We start from the raw sequence: 17,890 nt of genomic DNA, 5'->3' as shown, positions 1-17,890 counted from the left end.
AGCGAACTTACCTGAGAGCTGGGGTTCATATTATCAATCACAGAACAAGTAGGAATAAACATGGCAAAGAAATACCCATTGGAAGTGCAGAACGTTGGTGGTGACACTTATATCGTAATGTCGAAGGGTCATCACGACCCAGATGTTTTTATGGCGCAGGTGCTCGAGGATGGTTATGACTGGCCACTTGGTAAGCCTGAGCATGTTTGGGTAAAAACAACGCCATGCAATACCGGTGATTATAGGTGTTATTATAATATTGTTTCTCAGGGCACTATGGGTGCCTGGCCTGCAACATATTCCTGGGAAGCTCATGGTGAAGAACAATACAAGTTCGCGTAACGCAAAGGTAAAATCTGAGCGGCTTATGAGGTGGAATAACATAAATCCAGCTGTTGATGCGTTCACAGGTGGTCCCGTTTTGGGTGACCAGTTCAAATGCCAGAAATGTGGTTCCATTTACGGTCGAGAGAGTGTCAATCAGTTGGTTGCGAACAACTTAGGTCGCTGCATAAGTTGCGAAGCACAGTCAGTATTACTGGACATTAACGAAGAAGATAACACTTAATGGGAATAAAGGAACGGAATGATAGCCAAAGCCTATCGACTTGTTATTAAAATGTAAATTTATTAAGGAGTATACGTATGATTGCTCGGGGTAGTGCCAATCCACAAATCGTTTTACCACCAAAATCCCCTTACTATGGACGCCAGTTGTCAAATGAACAGTTGGAAGATAGTTTCAGCTGTATGGGGTGTGATGTTGAGATGATTGACAGTGACCCAGACTTTGTCGATCCGCAAACTAAAGATGTTTTTTGTTGCTTTGATTGTGCGGAACATCACTATGCCAATCGGTAGGTTGAGTATTTAAGCTACCGTGTACAAATCACACGGATCCTTTCAATCCATCTAATGAAGTTTTATATTGGCTGTTTTGGGATGGGCCAGATATTCAGTAGCAGTGATAGATTTGGTAATAGATGCAAAAAGAATAGGAGACTAGATTCAGGATGGAAAACGACTCCTAAAACCTATGCTTAATTTAGCAAAAAGCTGTCAGTCAGTATCTAAAATGGCGTGCAATGAAGTTACGATACGGTATTAGTGGCTGTTCAAAAGTATACTATTAGACTGCTATAAGAAAATAGCATGATTGATCAGTATTGGGGGGATTTGGACGCATTCTATTCCAAATGCCAGTATATTCCTACCAACGGTATCCGATGAAACAAATTTATAGCCCGATCGAAACCCACTATTCCTATTCTAGACGGATTAGCTCAGGGCTATTTCAGAAGTGCGAGATAACAAATCAGTTGGAGAAATTTTGCTATTACTGTGAAGAGTACTACCCGGCTGATACCGAATTCTATCGTCATAGCCAGCAACAACCGTTTGGATTAAGTAGAAGTTGCAATGCATGTTGCGCCGAAAGAATTGACCTTCCTAGGGTTGTTAATAGCCGCTTTAATCAGGAAACTATCATTCACCCCGCCGAAGACCTAATAGTTGAAGAACTACGAACTACGAGCTACTTGCAACCCATTATCAATAGAAGATGAGCTCAAGACTAAATATGAGATTTCCCATCACCTCTTGAGAAGAATTCGGCGAAAACACAAGGTTAAAATTCCATCAAAGGCGGAAAATCTGTGTGATCAAATTGTGCCGAATCTAAGCTTAACGTATTCAGAATACTTAAGACTGTCTGCGAGTCTCGGACATAGCAAAGAAACGATACGAAAACGGTTAGAAATTGGAGAAGACGCCTTAAATGGCATTATAGAACTCAAACGAATCAAGTTCGAAACAAGGTTGGTACGAATGGCGATTGCTGCTGGAAATCGAGGGGATAGCCTCGCGCAAATGTCAAAATTCAGGAAGCTAGACTATTCAAATCTATGTTATCGACTTAAGCGAGTTGGATACAAGCATCCTAGGTCATTTGAGCTTTTGAATAACCGTGTTTTAACCAATCAGGGCATGTCCTTTAAAACTCTAATAGAGATTGCAATGCAACAAAACATCAGTTGCCACACTTTGGCAAATATTACGGGAATTGCGGATGCAACATTACAGAAATATAGTAAGGAAATTGGTAAACCCCTTCCAAAGCACAAACCTAAACCGACACACTTCCATAAAATAATAGAGGCGATCAGAGCGCGCCAAGACTCAAGAAGTGACTTACGATTAATTACCATCGAAAACGAGACAAGGACCTTGTCTGATTGGGCAAACAGATCTGGAAATACACAAAGTACAATTAGACGTCGACTTGATTATGGTTATCCTCCTCAGACAGCCGTATTTGCCAAACCCGGAAGTCTTCGCGGCTTCTCTTCGCTGAATTGCTTAAAGCAAGATCATTACAACTGAATCAGTTGAAATAATGGAAGGTGTCAGCTCTGAGGCGGTAGCATCATTTGCCGATTAAAAATAGGTAAGTTATTTTGCACGTCTGAAGTTAACTTCACAGAGAGGTGGCCTGGTGAATCTAGTGCCAAATACCATGAAATATATACTGGCGATGCAGTATAGGAAGAAGGAGGTTCATTGTCGGAAAAAACACTTAGGCCAGTTTTTCGATTGCGCGCAGAGCTTACAGTGTCGGCATTTACAGAAGCCGAAAATGAGTGAGTACTTGTCGGGTAATCAAAAGGAACCAAAGTACATATCAGCGCATATCGAAACATTCGATAATCTAGCTGATGTACAGGCAACCTGATTAGTAGTGAAAAGGCTTGCATAGTTCCCAATGGGAACTATAATGTAGTGCATACATAAAGAATTCGAGAGAAGGGAAAAATCGCAATGCTTGAACTACTACAAATCTTCATTAGCTCCATCATTATCTTGCCTCTTTTGTGGATGACGTTTGGCCTGTTTGCATGGCTGATAATTGGAATCTTTTTGAGGACTCGCTTCGAGCGACTGGGCATTCAGTGTCCGAGTTTGTGGGCATCTTTGAGAGGAGGCTTTAGTCTGTTCTTCGAAACAATATCAGTCGGCATAACTCGGGCGCTATTTCAGGCAGACTACTTAACAAGCGACCAAATTGCACGATTACGTCGCTCTAAATTCTATTCGGTTTCGGGTAAGAAATAGTTAAAGGAAAAATCGATGGCAACACTGCAATATTACAAAGACATGCTAGGACCAGATGATATTCAAGTGTAAGCTGTTTTGAACTCAGATCAGGCTGCTGCGATTGTTAAAGCTCATTATGTCGGTGTTGATGGTCTGACAAATGAGGAAGCTGCACTGGTTAACCAGGCAGTAAGCCGAATTAAAGACTCAATTCGTCCATAGCGAATACAAAGTAAAAGTAGTATTGAAAGATACGCTACCCAAAATGTCGAAGCATGCAAAAATACTTCCCATAAATTTGGGATCATCCTAGTATCACATGAAGCGCGAGGGTAAATCGATGGTACCTTATGTCACCAAGACACAACACAGTTTGCAATTGCTAAGCCAACTGCTATTGCAACGCGCGTTCGACTATCAGGACGAAGCTTTGTGTCAACAACAAATATGTGAATTCTTGACCACGCAGGGAGTCACTTTCGAAGCGGAGTTTCGGTTGGACTCAAGCAATCGAATCGACTTCTATTTTCCAATTTCGAAGATTGGCTTGGAAATTAAAGCCAGCAAGAAGTGGAGCAAAGCCCGTGTGTATCGACAAGTAGAGCGTTACTGTGGGTTTCCCGAAATCAGGGGCTTAATTCTTGCCACCGGTCGCGCGCAAGGCTTGCCTAGTCCGGTGAACGGTAAACCGGTACGTGTTCTTCATTTGGGAGTGGCCCACCTATGATCCGCACATACGGCAACCTAGCCTTCGATAACGCCAACCAACATTGGGTCATTGAACATCTGGAAGCCCACGTCGCTATTCGGCTGAAACGTATGTTCCCGCGGGTAGCCACCGGAGCGACCGGTCGGTTTGAACTCACGCACTCCCCAGATACCGCCGCCGATATTTTATGGTTTACCCAACGGTATCCTCTGGTGGTTGCCGAGCAAGACAGTACATACTTGAAACAGCAAACAGAAGCTTACTTGGTGAATCAGGCCGAAGCGGATCGCATTAAACTACCAGACTATCAACCAACCGAACGAGGCGGCTTAAAAAAAGGTCAGGTTTTTCGGGGTTATCAAAACATATTCCTAGATTGGGCGGGCATTGTCCAATCGGGGATTCTCATCGACGATGTTGGGTTAGGAAAAACCTACAGCGGTTTGGGTCTTTATACTCTGGCCAACTGTGCACCGCTGGTTATCATTTGCGAACCGCATCTGCAAAAACAGTGGTACGAGAAAGCGCAATCATTTATCGCCGGAACCGTTCATTTAGCCAAAACCAATAAACCGTATGATTTGCCGCCTTCGGACGTTTACATTTTTAAATACACTCAGTTGGCTGGCTGGGTCGATGTCTTAAGTGCTGGTTGGGTCAAAGCTATTGCGTTCGATGAAGTTCAGCAACTGAGACACGGACGTAATACCAACAAAGGTGAAGCAGCGTTTCAAATTTGTCAGGTGGTTGATATCAAATTTGGACTGACTGCCACGTTGATCTATGGTTACGGCATTGAAGCTTACAACATTATTAGCTTGTTTAAGCCTGACTTGTTAGGTACCGCTGATGAATTTGTCCGAGAGTGGTGTGATGGGGACTTCGGTGCGAAAAAAGTTGTGCGCGATCCAGACGCACTGGGTTCTTACCTGGTTGAAAACAATGTTGTGCTTCGCAGACGTAAACAGGACGTGGGTCAGGAAGCCAAACAATTGAAACCAGAACTCTACTGGATTGATCCCGATGAGAAGTCAGTGGCGGATGCGGAAGCCCTCGCAGAAAAGTTGGCTATCACTACTCTCACCGGTTCGTTTGAGGAGTCAGGACAAGCAGCCCGAGAATTCGATATGCGGATGCGTGAATTAACTGGCATCTCTAAAGCTAAAGCTGTAGCAGCGTGGGTTCGTATGTTTGTGGAATCAGGTACCCCTGTAATTCTTTTTGGTTGGCATCGAGAGGTTTACAGGATCTGGAATAATGAATTATATGATCTAAAACCCGCGATGTTTACCGGAAGTGAAACCCTGGCTCAGAAAGAAGAAAACAAACAGCGGTTTTTGAATTGTGAAACAGATGTTTTGATCATGAGTTTACGTTCTGGCTCTGGAACGGATGGACTACAATATCGCTGCAGTACTGCGATTCATGGAGAACTTGATCCCGCCCCGAACATTCATGTACAAGCCAACGGTCGATTGGATCGTGATGGTCAGGAAGATGAGGTATTCGCATTCTATGCTGTGACAAATTATGGTTCAGACCCTGTAATGCTCGATGTATTGGGGCTTAAGGAATCGCAAGGCCGTGGCATTCAAGACCCGGGTATGCGTAAGGAAACTCAGCAATCAGATCCAGATCGAATTAAAAGAATGGCCAGGGCATTTTTGAAACAGAGAAAAGTACAGATACCTGATACTGTTGAAACTCGTACGGTATCAACTGAAGATCAACTGGTTTTGATCTGAGTTAGTAGAACCAATTTAAGATAAAACAGAAACTCTCAGAGCTCATAAGATTGAAAATAGATATTAGAAAAAACACGTGAAGAAGCCAAGGCAAAATAGGTGGTTAAATGTTGGAAAAAAGCGAAAAAAATTTACTTCAACAAAACGCACAATTAGGTGTAGCATTTATATTAATCGCTGCATTGTTAAGTATCATCATTTCGATGGCATTGCATCTTGGGGTTATTAAGATTTATTCAGAGTTTCAATATCTGGAAGATTACCTCAATACAGAGTATTCCTTATCATTAAAACGAGAATACATTACATCCATTCAGCCTAGCGAATCAAATTATAACGTTGAGAGGTTTAGGGGTGATCGACTTGTAATTACTGGTTTGTTTCCAAGTGTGATTAAGCCCAAGCCTAGCTTCAAAATCAAAGAGGAAGGTGGCATTTATAAGTTAAAAGTCTGGGACAACGGGTATACAAGCGACGAACTAAGAGGTCTTCTTGGTGTAATAGTTGAGAGGGCTATTAGAACTTCTGAGTTACTATGATGGATACAAAAATCAAGGACCGAAGTTCAGTAAATATGAAGGAAACAATGTGAACGATGACATCAAAGAGCAATCAGTACTTAGTCGCTAGATGGGACCAAGGAGATACAGTAGAACAGCTAAGTAATGTATCTGGCCGAACTCCCACTTCGATAGCGCACATGTTGGTAAGCAGTGGAAAATACGCAACACGCAGAGAAGTTATTTCTGCAAATAAAGAACGTGGTGGTAACACTAAAATTAACCTTGAAATAGACAATGGGTATTGTATATACCTCATTAAGAATCCTCATAACTTAAAACCGGTCTATATAGGGCAAACCCAAAATCTCAAAAAGAGGAAGAGGGCTCATGCGCGCAGATTTAAGAAGGTATTTTCGGGTGAGCTCCCTATCATAGAAGTACTTTGTTACGCTGACACATATGATGAAGCTCGCCAGTTGGAAAAAGAAAAAATCGCTGAATACCACTGGTTAGGATACGATCTACTTAATATTGAAGATCGAGAGTTATGTTGATTATCTGTTTGATCGTAGCTCACTGACGTTTTTAGTGCTGGAAGTAGGGGTTCCGTGTAGGGGTTCTGGGGATTTTCCCTCCATGGATTGCAATTCCCTCTGTAGCCCCCGTCATTCATGGCCTGTAGAGGCGCATTAATTTCAATCTTGTTCCAATTATCGGTATTTTAACTGATTTTTGGATGGTTGCATGCTCAAACAAAGACGATTATCGATACTCACAACTGCTGAAGTCGACGAACTTTACTCTGCCCCCTTCTTTTTCTGAAGCCGATCAACGCTTCTTTTTCAATCTCAGCGATCGTGCATTTGCTGGAAATTAACCGAATCCGAGACCGTAAGTACCGTATAACCGCCATTGCGTTATTAGGCTATTTCAGGTCTAAGCCCATATTGTTAAGTCCCAACTTCAAATCAATGCAGGCTGACTTGCGATTTATCGCTGACCGCTACTTTGATGGCATGAGGTTCCGTCGCTTCAGCCTCAAAGCAGACCAAAAATCTCGCATCTATGACCGGATTTTATCGATACTAGCCGTAGAAACTTGGAATGATCGTACACATCAAACAGGACTCACGCTTTGAGCGCCAGGGCAAAGACGAATTGTCAGACACCATCAAAAGAGCATCACCTGTTGCTTGGAGAAACATAAACTTTAGAGGGAAATATCTGTTTGCAGAGGACGATGACGCACCGGATATTGAGTATTTGATGGCGTCAATCGAGGATTACATACCGAACTCAGAGAAGTAATACCCCTCTACAAGCTATGAATGACGGGGCCTGTAGAGAGAATTGCAATCCATGGAGGGAAAATCCCTAGAACCCCATAATAAAACAACATTGAAAATTGTCTTTAATACCTATTTTGCCGCCTTTTGAGGCAGGCATTCAACAAACACTATATTCAGCTCCCCCTTTTTATTGTCACGTAAGATAGACTTTAACTGAGGACTTATTTTATTAGCTCCCCCAGCAGTGCATCCAAAAGTAATTTGTTTTGTACTGATCATAGTTTTGCTTTCCATTTTCGATTCCTATCGATGAATTATAAAGATGGCACCTGAGTACCGCAATAGTTGAACAGTGCGGGCCTTTACTTACATAGAACCCCTTCTTTGGTACAGAGACAAGCCCGTTGCTTCCCAAACGTTGGAGCAAAAACACCAGCTCCTCGCATTTCATAAAATCGTATCTGTTGTAAGAAATTCAATAAAATACGTTGCTTGCGCTCAAAAGATTACGGCTCAAAAAGGTGGCAGGAAGTATTGGGATTTGCCCGAAGAATTAATGGCGAGAGCTTTCGAAGCATTTATTGAGGATACAATTACAAGTGACAGTAACGGCACAAAGTGGTTAGTGACCGGTACAACTCAGGATGACTACCCCGACAATACAATGCACCCTTATCCCATTGGCAAAGAGAGAATCGAGATTAACCAAGCTTTTAAGAGACTATTGCCTTATGCCTTTGGCATGAGGTTGTTTGGTACCTGAAGAAACAGTGGGATTATCCATTTCGCTTTTAATGATGAAGCGAATCAAAATAACATCCTATAACGAGGAACCAACATGACAAAAACTATGCAAAAATCCATTAAAATCAACTCGGTCTCGAAGATCTATTTGTGCCCCTGTCCGAGTATTTTGGAGATAAAGGGGTCGAGAACCGCTAGGATCGCTGGCTCCGGATACCTTTGTTCAACGGGAAGTCGCAAAGAAACCAACCCGGACCAAATACGTCTGTGAAGGCTGCAGAGCAAAGGTTTATGGCAAGGCTAACCTGAACATTAGCTGTGATGACTGCGATAGACCTTTTACTGCAGAAGATTCCTTCTAATACCAACCAGGCAGGGGTCTTCCTGTCATTTCTTTGCAATTTCTAGAATTTGACCGAATCTTGATTTTATACGCCAAAGGCGTATAGTCTCGACCTATGATTATTGTTGAAACCAGTTTCTTCACTCGGCGTATAAAAGAGCTAATGAGTGATGACGAATACAAAGAGTTGCAAGAAGCCTTGGTATGCCGCCCGGATATGGGCAGTGTGATTCAAGGTACTGCTGGACTAAGGAAAGTACGCTGGAAGCTCGAAGGCAGAGGAAAAAGCGGCGGTGTTAGAGCTATCTATTACTGGAAGACCGCTGATGATCAAATTTTCATGCTGTATATCTATCCTAAAAACGAACAAGAAGATCTGACAGCCGACCAGAAGAAAGCCCTGAAGACGATTGTAGAGAGGTGGTCTGATGAATAACGAAATGTTTAATGAATTACTGGCCAGCGTTGAAGAGATGGACGAGATTGTTCGTGGTCAAAAAGCGGCGAGCGCTATTACAGAGTTTCCAGAGCCAGAAGTAAAGGAAATTCGGGAAAAGATTGGCCTAAGCCAAAGTCGTTTTGCCGTAATGATCGGTGTCAGTAAGCGCACTTTAGAAAACTGGGAGCAGGGCAGACGTCACCCGACTGGACCAGCTAAGGCTTTGTTGAAGATCTTAGAGAATGACCCAGAGCATGCCATACGTGCATTGCACAGCTAAGAGCAGGCATCACCAGGCAGTCATCTATGACTGCTTACCTACCTTTGCTGACTTAAACGAGTAACTTCGTAATGTCGACTCGTTACACATTACTGCCTTTGTGTGGCATTGAAACCAATTTTCATTCATCCCCTTAGCAGACTATTGGCTAAATAGCGACATCGAGCTCAACTTCGCATGAAAAGCGCATAAGTCATTGATTTAATTGAATGTAGTAGCGGACTTGAGCAAAGTGTTTGTTATAACTAGATCAATGCAAATAACCAAAAGACGAATTATTTGTAGTGTACACTACAAATTTCTGAGTACTCTTATACTCAGTAGTGTGATAAGGTGGTAAAAAATCACCAAAAATCCCAATTATGACCATTCAACCGCTGCTCGATGATCGTACCGGAAACCCCCGTTTTTATAGCACACCACCGGAATGGCCACCGGGTTACAACCGCAATCCTGGTGATGGAATGATTACCGCTGACAACGATTGGTCGGCCATGCTGGCGTTCTTGAGAGAATATAAAGACAACCCGCGCACTTTCCGGTCCTATTGTCGTGAAGTAGAGCGTTTTGCATTGTGGCTGATTCATACTGCCGACAAACCTTTGTCCGACATCCGCCGTGATGACTGGCTCGATTACGTGACCTTTTTGTCGAACCCAACGCCGATGGCCAATTGGTGTGGCCCCAAAACCCGCCGTATGTTGCGGAACGATCGCTTAGAAGACACCGTGCCAAATCCAGCTTGGCGTCCGTTTGAGATCCGTCGAGAGAAGCCCCCAGTGACTGACCCCACTCAGGATATGCCCGTAGTCACTGGCCTGGCCCCCGGGACCGCAAAAAAAGCTGAGAAGATCATTGAATCCCTGTTTACCTATCTGGTCGATGCCCAATACCTCGTAGGCAACCCTTTAGCCGTGCGCCGGCGCCGCGGGGCGAAAAAAGCCCATACCCATCGGCAGGTCCAGGAGCGGTTTGTGGATGTTGATCTAATCGATTTCACCGTAGATGTTCTGTACAGCCGACAAAAGGCGGTGGCCGTGGCCGGGGGCAAAGAGTTCCCATTTATCCGAGCCCGCTACTTGATACAGCTGCTGGTCGGTACCGGGCTTAGACTATCTGAAGTCGCTCAACACACAATGGGCCACCTAACCTGCCGGTCCGACTTCTGGACACTTCATGTCATCGGTAAAGGAGACAAGCCCCGTCCAATCGATTTCCTACCAGATCTGGTTGAATCCACGAGGGAGTTTCGGCTTGCGATCGGCTTGAACTCCGCCACCCCACTCTACGGCGAACGAACACCTTTAATCCCTCGGGAGAATTGTCAGGATTCCATCTCGGATCGACGCATCGATCAAATTTTGCGATGGGCTTTCTCTCTGGCTGCACAGTCGAAAGTGGATGAAAGTGAGCGATACGCAACTACCGATAAAGCCAGGCACGGCGAACTCCTCCGGCAGGCATCTGTTTTGGATAAGGCGTCGGCCCATTGGCTGCGACACTCACATGCTACCTATTTCCTCAAGAAGACCAACGATCTCAAGGCCACAATGGAACGATTAGGACACGAGAGCGTTGAAACAACAATGATATACCAGCACGTATTACGTGCCAATCCACATACCAAATAGCACAAATGTGTCTATAGGTTGGCTTGAACTGATGTGCAAATGAGCCCGAATTCGTCATATATCCCATATATTTCAATGAGTTAGGTGGATTTCATGCAAATTTGGCCCCGATCTCATCAAATAGCCACTTCTCGACAACTTTTCAGGCTTGTTCAAGAATCATTTGACGAAGCCTATAAACGAATGAAGTCCGAACAAGAATCTGGCCGTGCTCAACTTACCTCTACTTCCAGTCCAAACGGCATTATAACTGAAAAGAAGACTGGTCTTTCGGTAGACGTCCATGAGTATCTTCTACACGGACGGTGTCTCCACCCCAGACCCATAAAACCAAGTTTTTATGATCGTCAGTCGCGCCCGAGGCAAAAGAAGGAACGATTATCCCGTGGGCGCCGCTATTAATAAGTTTGTCCGCTATCGCCCAGGTAGGAGGGACATTTGGTAAGGCGACGGTTTTCTTTCCAGGCCTCGTCTTATGATGAAGAACGGGACTTGGAGGACGAATAATGAATGACTCCTCTGCTTTATTTGGGGGCGCGCTGGTATCTCCCAACACCAATATAGGTGGACCTATTCCTTTCTTCGAAATTCGACCTTTCTTAAAGATTGGCTCGGAGGCCTTAGAACGCTGGTATTCAGCTAGGGCGTAGGCCCATGGTTTTCCCAAGTCAGCTGGATCGATATTAAAGTCTGACAGTGCCCGACTGTCCGTCAAATCGACGATATTCGTTAGGTTTACTTCATAGCAGCAGATGGTTAGCGGCTGAATCTTGTGCCCCATCCCTTGTGATGCTTCGCAAATTGCCGACTCAAGCGACATTCCCAGATAAAGCGCGCCAACACCGATTCGGTTAAATCGCCCCCCATTTATTTTGGCTCCCTCTCCCGAGATTGGCTCAAACACCCACCTCGGGTCATGAGCCCTGTAGCAAATTCCTTGATATCCAATCAAGCAAAGCCACCGACTGCGATTCCATTCAGAAAAGCTTTAAGTGCTTTCGTATGTCCGCTTCGTACTAAAGACTCCGCGGTAACATTGCCAAACGCAGGTAAAGGCTCTGATCGATACCATGCCCATGCAGCTTGGCTGTTACCTGTCCATGGTTCAACTTGATTAATAATCTCGAGAACTTCCCGCATCCTGGTTTGATTACTCACTGAATAAATGCGCGCGCGTTTTGATGCAGCACTTTCAGGAACGCCAGTAATCTCTAGCACTTCTGCAAGTTCAGTGTGGAAGTATTTTGCAATATTCTTTGGAGTGAGTCGGCCATTCTCATCTAAAACAGCGGTAATGAGGGTTTCCATAATTAAATGCCTCTATATTTGCCCACTAATAATGGCATTTTTAAGGTCATAATGCAAGAAAGGCACTTTAGTATCAGAAACTCTGAATTATTGTGAGTTATTAAAGTGGAACCGCCGCCCTGAGTTCATTCGCCAAGATGACCGGTAATAGGCTACGCTAAAACGATGCTAGAACATTTGGATGCATCGTTAGGATTGCGTGCTTTTCAGTTAGTATCACCTTTTCTCGGGGAAATAGATTATATGCCCCACCCTTTAACAAAATTATTCTTCAGAATGATTTTGCTGTTGAAAGTTTTTCACTTCGCACTATTTGAAACATTGAACCGATGATTGAACGACAATCGGTTTAAAAAAATCCCAATAATTTAGTGAGTTAACGAAAATGATATTCAATGAAGTACATTATCGCCCCTTGAGTGAAGGTGAATCTAGCAGTTTCGCAAACAGCTTTGGGCTAGCGATAGGAATAAGCGACGATCACAAGGTTCTCATTATTAATCCCGACAGTGACGTTTGTCATATTATGAGCGTTGATGAGATTCGGACCGAACGCAGGATAATGTTAGGGGCGGCGAAATCCGGTTTCCTAGTCTCGGGTGTTCCGGTAGAGGGTACTAATGAGCCTGAAACTGATTTTTTCTACGTATTCGCAGGGAAACACCGGGGTCGGTACGTAAAAGAGTCGAACAGTGGGGATTTTGTGATAACAACCGAGGCAGATATTTTATGATTGGTGTGGGGGTATAGAAGTATGCGCCCACCACTTAATCGGTAAATTTCACACTGATGAAGTGCGTTGATGGTCATTTGTTGAAGCGTAAGAAATTTGACTTCATGGATAAGTTGTCAATGTGGTAGGTTTGTAGATATTAACCTCCATCACACGTGGGTCAACAATGTGGTCAGATACAGAATCCAATAAGGACTACCTTAATTTCGGAGAAGTTTCACAGCTCGCGGTCGACATTCTAACCACAGATAACATGTTGCCTGTCTCCGTTGGCGTTTTCGGCAACTGGGGTGCCGGCAAATCCTCGCTGTTGAAGCTTATCGAACAGAAGCTGGAACAGGATGATAAAGAGTGGATCGTCATCAAGTTCGATGCCTGGCTATATCAGGGATATGACGATGCTCGGGCCGCGCTTCTTGAGATAATTGCTATCGCGTTGACTGAGGCAGCGGACGGTAACGCGAGTTTGGTCACGAAAACCAAGAAACTTCTGGCTAGGGTTGATGGGTTCAGGGCTATGGGGCTATTGGCCGAGGGGGCAGCCCTGCTGGCAGGGGTCCCAACAGGTGGATTGATAGCCAGAAGTGTTGGCGCCCTGGGAGGTGCCGCTGACGGCATTCAAGATCAGGAGGAATATGAGACCCTGGGAAAAACCGCTAAAGAAGCCAAGGAGCAGGCTGGTGGGTTACTGAGACCCGAGACAAAGAAAAGTCCACCCCAACAGATCGATGCATTCCGGAAGGAATACGGGGATATCCTGGAAGAGCTCGGTAAACCGCTGGTGGTCGTTATTGATAACCTCGATCGCTGCCTGCCAACTAACGCTATCCATACCCTTGAGGCGATCCGGCTATTCCTGTTCCTGACCAATACAGCCTTCATTATCGCGGCCGACGAAGAAATGATCCGCTCATCGGTGGCAGATTACTTCAAGGGGGCGTCAGACCGTCACCAGATCGACTATCTGGATAAGCTGATTCAAGTCCCCATACGTGTCCCCAAGGCTGGTGTTCGGGAGATCCGCTCTTATCTCTTTATGCTCTACGCTATTGATCACCACCTGCCTGCGGAAAAGCTCGAAACGCTCCGCGAAGGTTTGGAGAAAGCGTTGCAGCAATCCTGGAAGGATGACCCAATTAGTCGCCAAGATGCCCTGGATCTGACTGGAGAGTCAGAAGATGGGGACTTAGCGCTGGCGTTTGCCAGGGCCGACCGTATTGCTCCGGTACTCGCCAACTCCCCTATCATTCACGGAAATCCACGGATCGTGAAACGGTTGCTAAATGTCGTTAAGATGCGCTCACAGATTGCCCGGCGCCGATCAATGCCGTTGGATGAAGCCATTATCACCAAGCTGGTGATCTTCGAGCGATGCGTTGGCGTGAAAGCAACGGCTGATTTCTATCGCTTGATTGATGCTGAACAGGGAGTGCCCGCACTGCTCAAGCGGCTGGAGGAAGGGGGTGGCCAGATACCCGATGAAGCCCCAAAGACATGGACGGACAATCCGACCACCAAATCCTTCATTAGTGATTGGGTCCAGCTGGAACCCCGTCTGAGCGAGGTAGACCTGAGGGCCGCCATTTACTTGTCCCGGGAAACCATGCCGATCGGCGCTTATGTGGTAGGGTTGTCTCCAGCGGGTCGAGAAATACTGGATGTGCTGGTAGACACGAAGAATACCAGCTCGCCGACAGCGGAAAAGTTATTGGATACCCTCCCCTTGGAGGAGCAAATTCCGGTGATGGAGGGGGTTATCAGCCATCTAAGGCAGATTTCCGATTGGTCTCGGAAGCCCAAAGGATTTGCAGGCGCTTGCCTACTGGCCCGACACTCGTTGGATGCGGCCAAGGTCCTTGTACGGTATCTGCAGGAATTGGATTTGGGGGGGAAACGCCCCCCATGGTTGGCAGCAGCGCTCAAAGAAGAGCAATGGCATAAGGACGTTTAATGGGGACTTCACAATCAAGTACCGGCCCGGGGGGCGGTTCACCACTGGTACCGCCATGGGCGGATGACCAACCACAACAACCTCAAGCAACACCCCAGCCGGCAAGGTTTATGGCCTTCCGGCAGTCGCTGGGAAGATTTGTATCTGGAGGCGATCGCAACGATCTCAAGAGTGCTATTGGCCACTATGCGCGCAAATCCAGCGGGGGTGGGGGCAGTGCTGCCAGGCGCATGGGGAGCGTCACCCAGGCTGGCGCCGGGCTCTTCGGAGCGCTGGCCGGTGTGCCCGCTGCTCCGGGTGAGTCTAGTGTCGATCTCGGCAGTTTAGCAGGCCTACCCTGCGAGCTGGCGATTTCCGCAATTACACAGGCTCTGACCACTGAAGACGGGGATTCAGATAAGATCCGCGCTGCGATGAATCACGCCTTGGTTGAAGCGTTGGACGGCGTAGAGACCTTCGACCCTCAGTGCATCACTGATGATGTCATCGTTGACACCATGATTGGCTACCTGGCTGAGAGCATCTTCCTGCAGATGGTGATGGACTCTGATAAAGCTTGGAACAAGGCCGATACCCCTGCCCAGGCGATGCGGGCAGAAACCGAGTTACGGGAGCTCATTAAAGTTGTTGTGGACAAGCATATGGCCCCCAAACTAGCCGGGAACGTGAGGAGCGTTAGCCGTCAGCAAATGGCACAGATTGAGCGCCAGGCCATCATTGATGCATGGAAAGAATGGGAGGCCTATCAATGACACAGTTAGTATTTCACCACAATCACCAGCTTTTGCCCCCGGCCAAAGAAGGTTTGTTGCCGGTTCAATTGTACGGTTTAAGCGGCCAAGGTCGAGGCGATATCTCTTTCATTGGGAATCCGGTCATCGATAAGGTGAGACGTTTGGGGGTGCGCATCCCCAGCCAGGTTATGGACTTCCTGACGATCGCGCTCGCAGTAACAGCAGCTGATACCTTTGTTCGACGTTCCGATAGTGAGGATGGCTGGACCCGTCAGTTCGCCATGCAGCTACCACTACATGAACCTTATCGATGGGTGCCTTTGAAAAAGGAGCTGGAAAGAGTATTGCACTTTCTCAGCGGCGACATGTGGGACTTCGAATTCCTGGATGGTGGTCACCCTCCCCCGGTACCTTATCGCAGGAGTGATCGTTTTCAATTGGTACGGCTCAGAGGCCTTGATTCAGTCTGCTTGTTCTCGGGTGGTTTAGACTCTGCTATTGGTACGATCGATTTATTGTCGCGGGGCCGCGCTCCATTATTGGTGAGTCATGCCTACAAGGGGGATAAGACTCATCAAGACCAGATTGCACAAGCGCTTACAGGGCTATACTCCCGTTTCAAGGTCAATGCTGATCCGCATTTGCACACTGGAGAGACCGACATCACAATGCGGACGCGTAGTCTTAACTTCCTTGCATTTGCTGCGGTCGGTGCATGTGCCGTCCAGGCTGTATCTCAGCAAGAGGAAGTTGACCTGTTCGTACCTGAAAACGGCTTTATTTCATTAAACGCACCGTTGACGCCCAGACGTGTTGGGACCTTGAGTACACGAACTACTCATCCGTACTTCATCGAGAGCATCCAAAGGATTTTTGAATCGGCTCAAATTCCCTGTCGAATTATCAATCCCTATCAGTTTATGACCAAAGGACAGATGGTGGTGGGCTGTCATGACAGGCAGTTGCTTGAGGGTGTTGTGGACAGTACGGTTTCATGCAGCCACTGGAAGCGGTCAAATCAGCAATGCGGAATATGTGTGCCATGCATTATTCGTCGTGCGGCACTGCATGCAGGTGGCATCAGCGAAGATGTTGGATACGCCTTTGACACAGTGACTGATGTCCTGAATGAGACAGATCGTCGAGATGATCTCCTAGCCCTTCGAATAGCGGTTGTACAGAAAGCAACTCGGAAAACGGGACCGTGGATTGCGGACAGCGGGCCTCTACCAGCAGCAGACTTCCAGAATTTTCAAAAGGTCTTTATCGATGGGTTGGATGAAGTCAAAGCCTTTCTGATATTTGAGGGTGCGCTGTGAGTATTGACATGCATTGTCACCTAGATTTGTACCCAGAGCCGTTTAAAGTCGCCGAGGAGTGCAAAAGACGAGGGACTTACGTGTTGTCTGTGACAACGACGCCGAAGGCTTGGGAGGGTACGTGTAGGCTGTCCGAAGATAGTCAGCGGATACGAACGGCGCTAGGGCTACATCCACAGATTGCACACCAAAGATACCAAGAGTTGGAATTATTCGATGCCCTGCTCCCGGAAGCTAAATATGTGGGTGAGATTGGTCTCGATGGAGGCAGTGGGTTCAAGAACCATTGGGATGTCCAGTTGACAGTATTTCGACACATACTTAAAACCGTAAATCATGCTGGTGGGAGAATCATGTCAATACACAGTCGCGCGAGTGCTGCAGCTGTACTTGATGAGCTCAAAGGAATTGACGGTACTCCCGTGCTTCATTGGTTTACGGGAACCAAGAGTCAACTGAAGAGAGCGATTGATATGGGTTGCTGGTTCTCAGTAGGTCCAGCGATGCTTAGCACTAAAAAAGGGGTGGAGCTGATTTCTATGATGCCCAAGGAGCGTGTTCTGACCGAGACGGATGCCCCTTTTGCAAAATACCGGGGACAAGCTTTGATGCCCTGGGAAAGCGAGATCGCTCAAAGTCAGCTATCCGGAATTTGGAAACAAAGCATCAGCGAAGTGAAACAAATACTTGCTAATAATTTTAAAATGCTTCTGATACTAAATAAATCCAAACCATGAAAATGGAACCTCACGTCACACGGCAAAATAATCGAATAGTTAAGATGCTTTCTGGTGTTTGATAAGACTTTAACACCCCAACAAACACTCCTCGAAATGAGTACTATATTGCGAAATAGGAAATTGGGGATTTACTCTCTACAAAAGGCACGAGGCTATGAAAGCATTGAGCTGTAAGGGCTTTAAAATAGTATTACATTAGGTCAAAATTGAGTATCACTTAATGTAATACTATCTTGTAATCCATTAGTTTCGGAATCTTTGGTAGCCTATGGTATAAACAGGCTAAAAATCCTTAGAGCCCCCGAATAGCCCGGTCTTTCCATAAAATC

Annotated in this window: 19 protein-coding genes and 1 pseudogene; 17 read left to right on the top strand and 3 right to left on the bottom strand. The window is 46.0% G+C overall.

Going from position 1 to position 17,890, the window contains the following annotated elements; translation table 11 throughout:
- The first annotated feature begins 60 nt into the window (after window positions 1–60).
- The 9 genes and pseudogenes from IYN85_RS21460 (at window position 61) to IYN85_RS21420 (ending at window position 7,358) form a co-directional block, all read left to right on the top strand.
- Window positions 61–342 carry a hypothetical protein gene (locus tag IYN85_RS21460; RefSeq protein WP_196161008.1) on the top strand — a complete coding sequence of 94 codons (282 nt, stop codon included), beginning with the start codon at window positions 61–63 and terminating at the stop codon, window positions 340–342.
- Window positions 343–645: 303 nt separating this feature from the next.
- Window positions 646–861, top strand: a complete 216-nt coding sequence (locus tag IYN85_RS21455; protein ID WP_196161007.1) for a hypothetical protein — start codon at window positions 646–648, stop codon at window positions 859–861.
- Window positions 862–1,512: 651 nt separating this feature from the next.
- On the top strand, window positions 1,513–2,382 hold the full coding sequence (locus IYN85_RS21450) for a hypothetical protein (RefSeq protein WP_196161006.1): 870 nt from the start codon (window positions 1,513–1,515) through the stop codon (window positions 2,380–2,382).
- A 1,051-nt stretch (window positions 2,383–3,433) separates the two neighbouring features.
- On the top strand, window positions 3,434–3,820 hold the full coding sequence (locus tag IYN85_RS21445; protein WP_196161005.1) for a hypothetical protein: 387 nt from the start codon (window positions 3,434–3,436) through the stop codon (window positions 3,818–3,820).
- Window positions 3,817–5,547, top strand: a complete 1,731-nt coding sequence (locus IYN85_RS21440) for a DEAD/DEAH box helicase (protein ID WP_196161004.1) — start codon at window positions 3,817–3,819, stop codon at window positions 5,545–5,547. Before IYN85_RS21445 ends, IYN85_RS21440 begins: the two co-directional genes overlap by 4 nt.
- A 107-nt stretch (window positions 5,548–5,654) precedes the next feature.
- Window positions 5,655–6,086 (top strand): hypothetical protein, encoded by a 432-nt coding sequence (locus tag IYN85_RS21435; RefSeq protein ID WP_196161003.1) that lies wholly within the window; start codon window positions 5,655–5,657, stop codon window positions 6,084–6,086.
- A 161-nt stretch (window positions 6,087–6,247) separates the two neighbouring features.
- The gene (locus IYN85_RS21430) at window positions 6,248–6,604 is read left to right on the top strand and encodes a GIY-YIG nuclease family protein (protein WP_196161002.1); all 357 of its coding nucleotides are present in this window, start codon (window positions 6,248–6,250) and stop codon (window positions 6,602–6,604) included.
- A gap of 190 nt (window positions 6,605–6,794) precedes the next feature.
- A pseudogene (locus IYN85_RS21425) lies at window positions 6,795–7,180 on the top strand (DUF4158 domain-containing protein); the annotation flags it as partial.
- Window positions 7,155–7,358 carry a hypothetical protein gene (locus IYN85_RS21420; protein WP_196161012.1) on the top strand — a complete coding sequence of 68 codons (204 nt, stop codon included), beginning with the start codon at window positions 7,155–7,157 and terminating at the stop codon, window positions 7,356–7,358. The pseudogene IYN85_RS21425 and the gene IYN85_RS21420, both read left to right, overlap by 26 nt.
- A gap of 110 nt (window positions 7,359–7,468) precedes the next feature.
- Here the strand turns inward: IYN85_RS21420 and IYN85_RS21415 are convergent, their stop codons facing one another.
- Window positions 7,469–7,633, bottom strand: a complete 165-nt coding sequence (locus tag IYN85_RS21415) for a hypothetical protein (protein WP_196161000.1) — start codon at window positions 7,631–7,633, stop codon at window positions 7,469–7,471.
- Between the two features lie 58 nt (window positions 7,634–7,691).
- Between IYN85_RS21415 and IYN85_RS26215 the strand changes: the two genes are divergently transcribed.
- The 4 genes from IYN85_RS26215 to IYN85_RS21395 all read left to right on the top strand — a co-directional run bounded on the left by IYN85_RS26215 (window position 7,692) and on the right by IYN85_RS21395 (window position 10,776).
- Window positions 7,692–8,102, top strand: coding sequence for an LPD1 domain-containing protein (locus IYN85_RS26215; RefSeq protein WP_196160999.1), 411 nt, complete (start codon window positions 7,692–7,694; stop codon window positions 8,100–8,102).
- Between the two features lie 439 nt (window positions 8,103–8,541).
- The gene (locus IYN85_RS21405; protein WP_196160998.1) at window positions 8,542–8,862 is read left to right on the top strand and encodes a type II toxin-antitoxin system RelE/ParE family toxin; all 321 of its coding nucleotides are present in this window, start codon (window positions 8,542–8,544) and stop codon (window positions 8,860–8,862) included.
- A complete protein-coding gene (nadS, locus tag IYN85_RS21400; protein WP_196160997.1) occupies window positions 8,855–9,145 on the top strand; it encodes a NadS family protein in 291 nt (96 codons plus the stop codon). Before IYN85_RS21405 ends, nadS begins: the two co-directional genes overlap by 8 nt.
- A gap of 362 nt (window positions 9,146–9,507) precedes the next feature.
- A complete protein-coding gene (locus IYN85_RS21395) occupies window positions 9,508–10,776 on the top strand; it encodes a tyrosine-type recombinase/integrase (protein ID WP_196160996.1) in 1,269 nt (422 codons plus the stop codon).
- A gap of 244 nt (window positions 10,777–11,020) precedes the next feature.
- Here the strand turns inward: IYN85_RS21395 and IYN85_RS21390 are convergent, their stop codons facing one another.
- Window positions 11,021–11,728, bottom strand: a complete 708-nt coding sequence (locus IYN85_RS21390) for an RES family NAD+ phosphorylase (RefSeq protein WP_230390896.1) — start codon at window positions 11,726–11,728, stop codon at window positions 11,021–11,023.
- Window positions 11,725–12,084 carry an XRE family transcriptional regulator gene (locus IYN85_RS21385; RefSeq protein ID WP_196160995.1) on the bottom strand — a complete coding sequence of 120 codons (360 nt, stop codon included), beginning with the start codon at window positions 12,082–12,084 and terminating at the stop codon, window positions 11,725–11,727. The genes IYN85_RS21390 and IYN85_RS21385 overlap by 4 nt, the downstream gene beginning before the upstream one ends.
- 899 nt (window positions 12,085–12,983) lie before the next feature.
- Here IYN85_RS21385 and IYN85_RS21380 point away from each other — a divergent pair.
- From IYN85_RS21380 to qatD, 4 genes are all read left to right on the top strand, one after another.
- Window positions 12,984–14,768: a P-loop NTPase fold protein gene (locus IYN85_RS21380; protein WP_196160994.1), complete on the top strand. Its 1,785-nt coding sequence runs from the start codon at window positions 12,984–12,986 to the stop codon at window positions 14,766–14,768.
- Window positions 14,769–14,998: 230 nt separating this feature from the next.
- The gene (locus tag IYN85_RS21375; protein ID WP_230390895.1) at window positions 14,999–15,520 is read left to right on the top strand and encodes a hypothetical protein; all 522 of its coding nucleotides are present in this window, start codon (window positions 14,999–15,001) and stop codon (window positions 15,518–15,520) included.
- Entirely contained in the window at window positions 15,517–16,821 is a 1,305-nt protein-coding gene (gene qatC, locus IYN85_RS21370; protein WP_196160992.1) for a Qat anti-phage system QueC-like protein QatC, read from the top strand. Before IYN85_RS21375 ends, qatC begins: the two co-directional genes overlap by 4 nt.
- An 8-nt stretch (window positions 16,822–16,829) precedes the next feature.
- On the top strand, window positions 16,830–17,558 hold the full coding sequence (qatD, locus tag IYN85_RS21365; protein WP_196161010.1) for a Qat anti-phage system TatD family nuclease QatD: 729 nt from the start codon (window positions 16,830–16,832) through the stop codon (window positions 17,556–17,558).
- Window positions 17,559–17,890: the final 332 nt, after the last annotated feature.

Origin of the sequence: Reinekea sp. G2M2-21 (assembly GCF_015687175.1) — a bacterium.
In the GTDB taxonomy this organism is placed as follows: Bacteria; Pseudomonadota; Gammaproteobacteria; order Pseudomonadales; family Natronospirillaceae; genus Reinekea.
Note: the sequence above shows the minus strand (reverse complement) of the source record. Positions and strands in the feature narration are given on the sequence as shown.

Excerpts from the sequence above, each read along its gene's own strand:
- IYN85_RS21460 (WP_196161008.1), top strand. The coding sequence starts at position 61 with ATGGCAAAGAAATACCCATTGGAAGTGCAGAACGTTGGTGGTGACACT.
- IYN85_RS21455 (WP_196161007.1), top strand. The coding sequence starts at position 646 with ATGATTGCTCGGGGTAGTGCCAATCCACAAATCGTTTTACCACCAAAA.
- IYN85_RS21445 (WP_196161005.1), top strand. The coding sequence starts at position 3,434 with ATGGTACCTTATGTCACCAAGACACAACACAGTTTGCAATTGCTAAGC.
- IYN85_RS21440 (WP_196161004.1), top strand. The coding sequence starts at position 3,817 with ATGATCCGCACATACGGCAACCTAGCCTTCGATAACGCCAACCAACAT.
- IYN85_RS21435 (WP_196161003.1), top strand. The coding sequence starts at position 5,655 with ATGTTGGAAAAAAGCGAAAAAAATTTACTTCAACAAAACGCACAATTA.
- IYN85_RS21430 (WP_196161002.1), top strand. The coding sequence starts at position 6,248 with ATGTTGGTAAGCAGTGGAAAATACGCAACACGCAGAGAAGTTATTTCT.
- IYN85_RS21420 (WP_196161012.1), top strand. The coding sequence starts at position 7,155 with ATGATCGTACACATCAAACAGGACTCACGCTTTGAGCGCCAGGGCAAA.
- IYN85_RS21415 (WP_196161000.1), bottom strand. The coding sequence starts at position 7,633 with ATGGAAAGCAAAACTATGATCAGTACAAAACAAATTACTTTTGGATGC.
- IYN85_RS21405 (WP_196160998.1), top strand. The coding sequence starts at position 8,542 with ATGATTATTGTTGAAACCAGTTTCTTCACTCGGCGTATAAAAGAGCTA.
- nadS (WP_196160997.1), top strand. The coding sequence starts at position 8,855 with ATGAATAACGAAATGTTTAATGAATTACTGGCCAGCGTTGAAGAGATG.
- IYN85_RS21395 (WP_196160996.1), top strand. The coding sequence starts at position 9,508 with ATGACCATTCAACCGCTGCTCGATGATCGTACCGGAAACCCCCGTTTT.
- IYN85_RS21385 (WP_196160995.1), bottom strand. The coding sequence starts at position 12,084 with ATGGAAACCCTCATTACCGCTGTTTTAGATGAGAATGGCCGACTCACT.
- IYN85_RS21380 (WP_196160994.1), top strand. The coding sequence starts at position 12,984 with ATGTGGTCAGATACAGAATCCAATAAGGACTACCTTAATTTCGGAGAA.
- IYN85_RS21375 (WP_230390895.1), top strand. The coding sequence starts at position 14,999 with ATGGGGAGCGTCACCCAGGCTGGCGCCGGGCTCTTCGGAGCGCTGGCC.
- qatC (WP_196160992.1), top strand. The coding sequence starts at position 15,517 with ATGACACAGTTAGTATTTCACCACAATCACCAGCTTTTGCCCCCGGCC.
- qatD (WP_196161010.1), top strand. The coding sequence starts at position 16,830 with ATGCATTGTCACCTAGATTTGTACCCAGAGCCGTTTAAAGTCGCCGAG.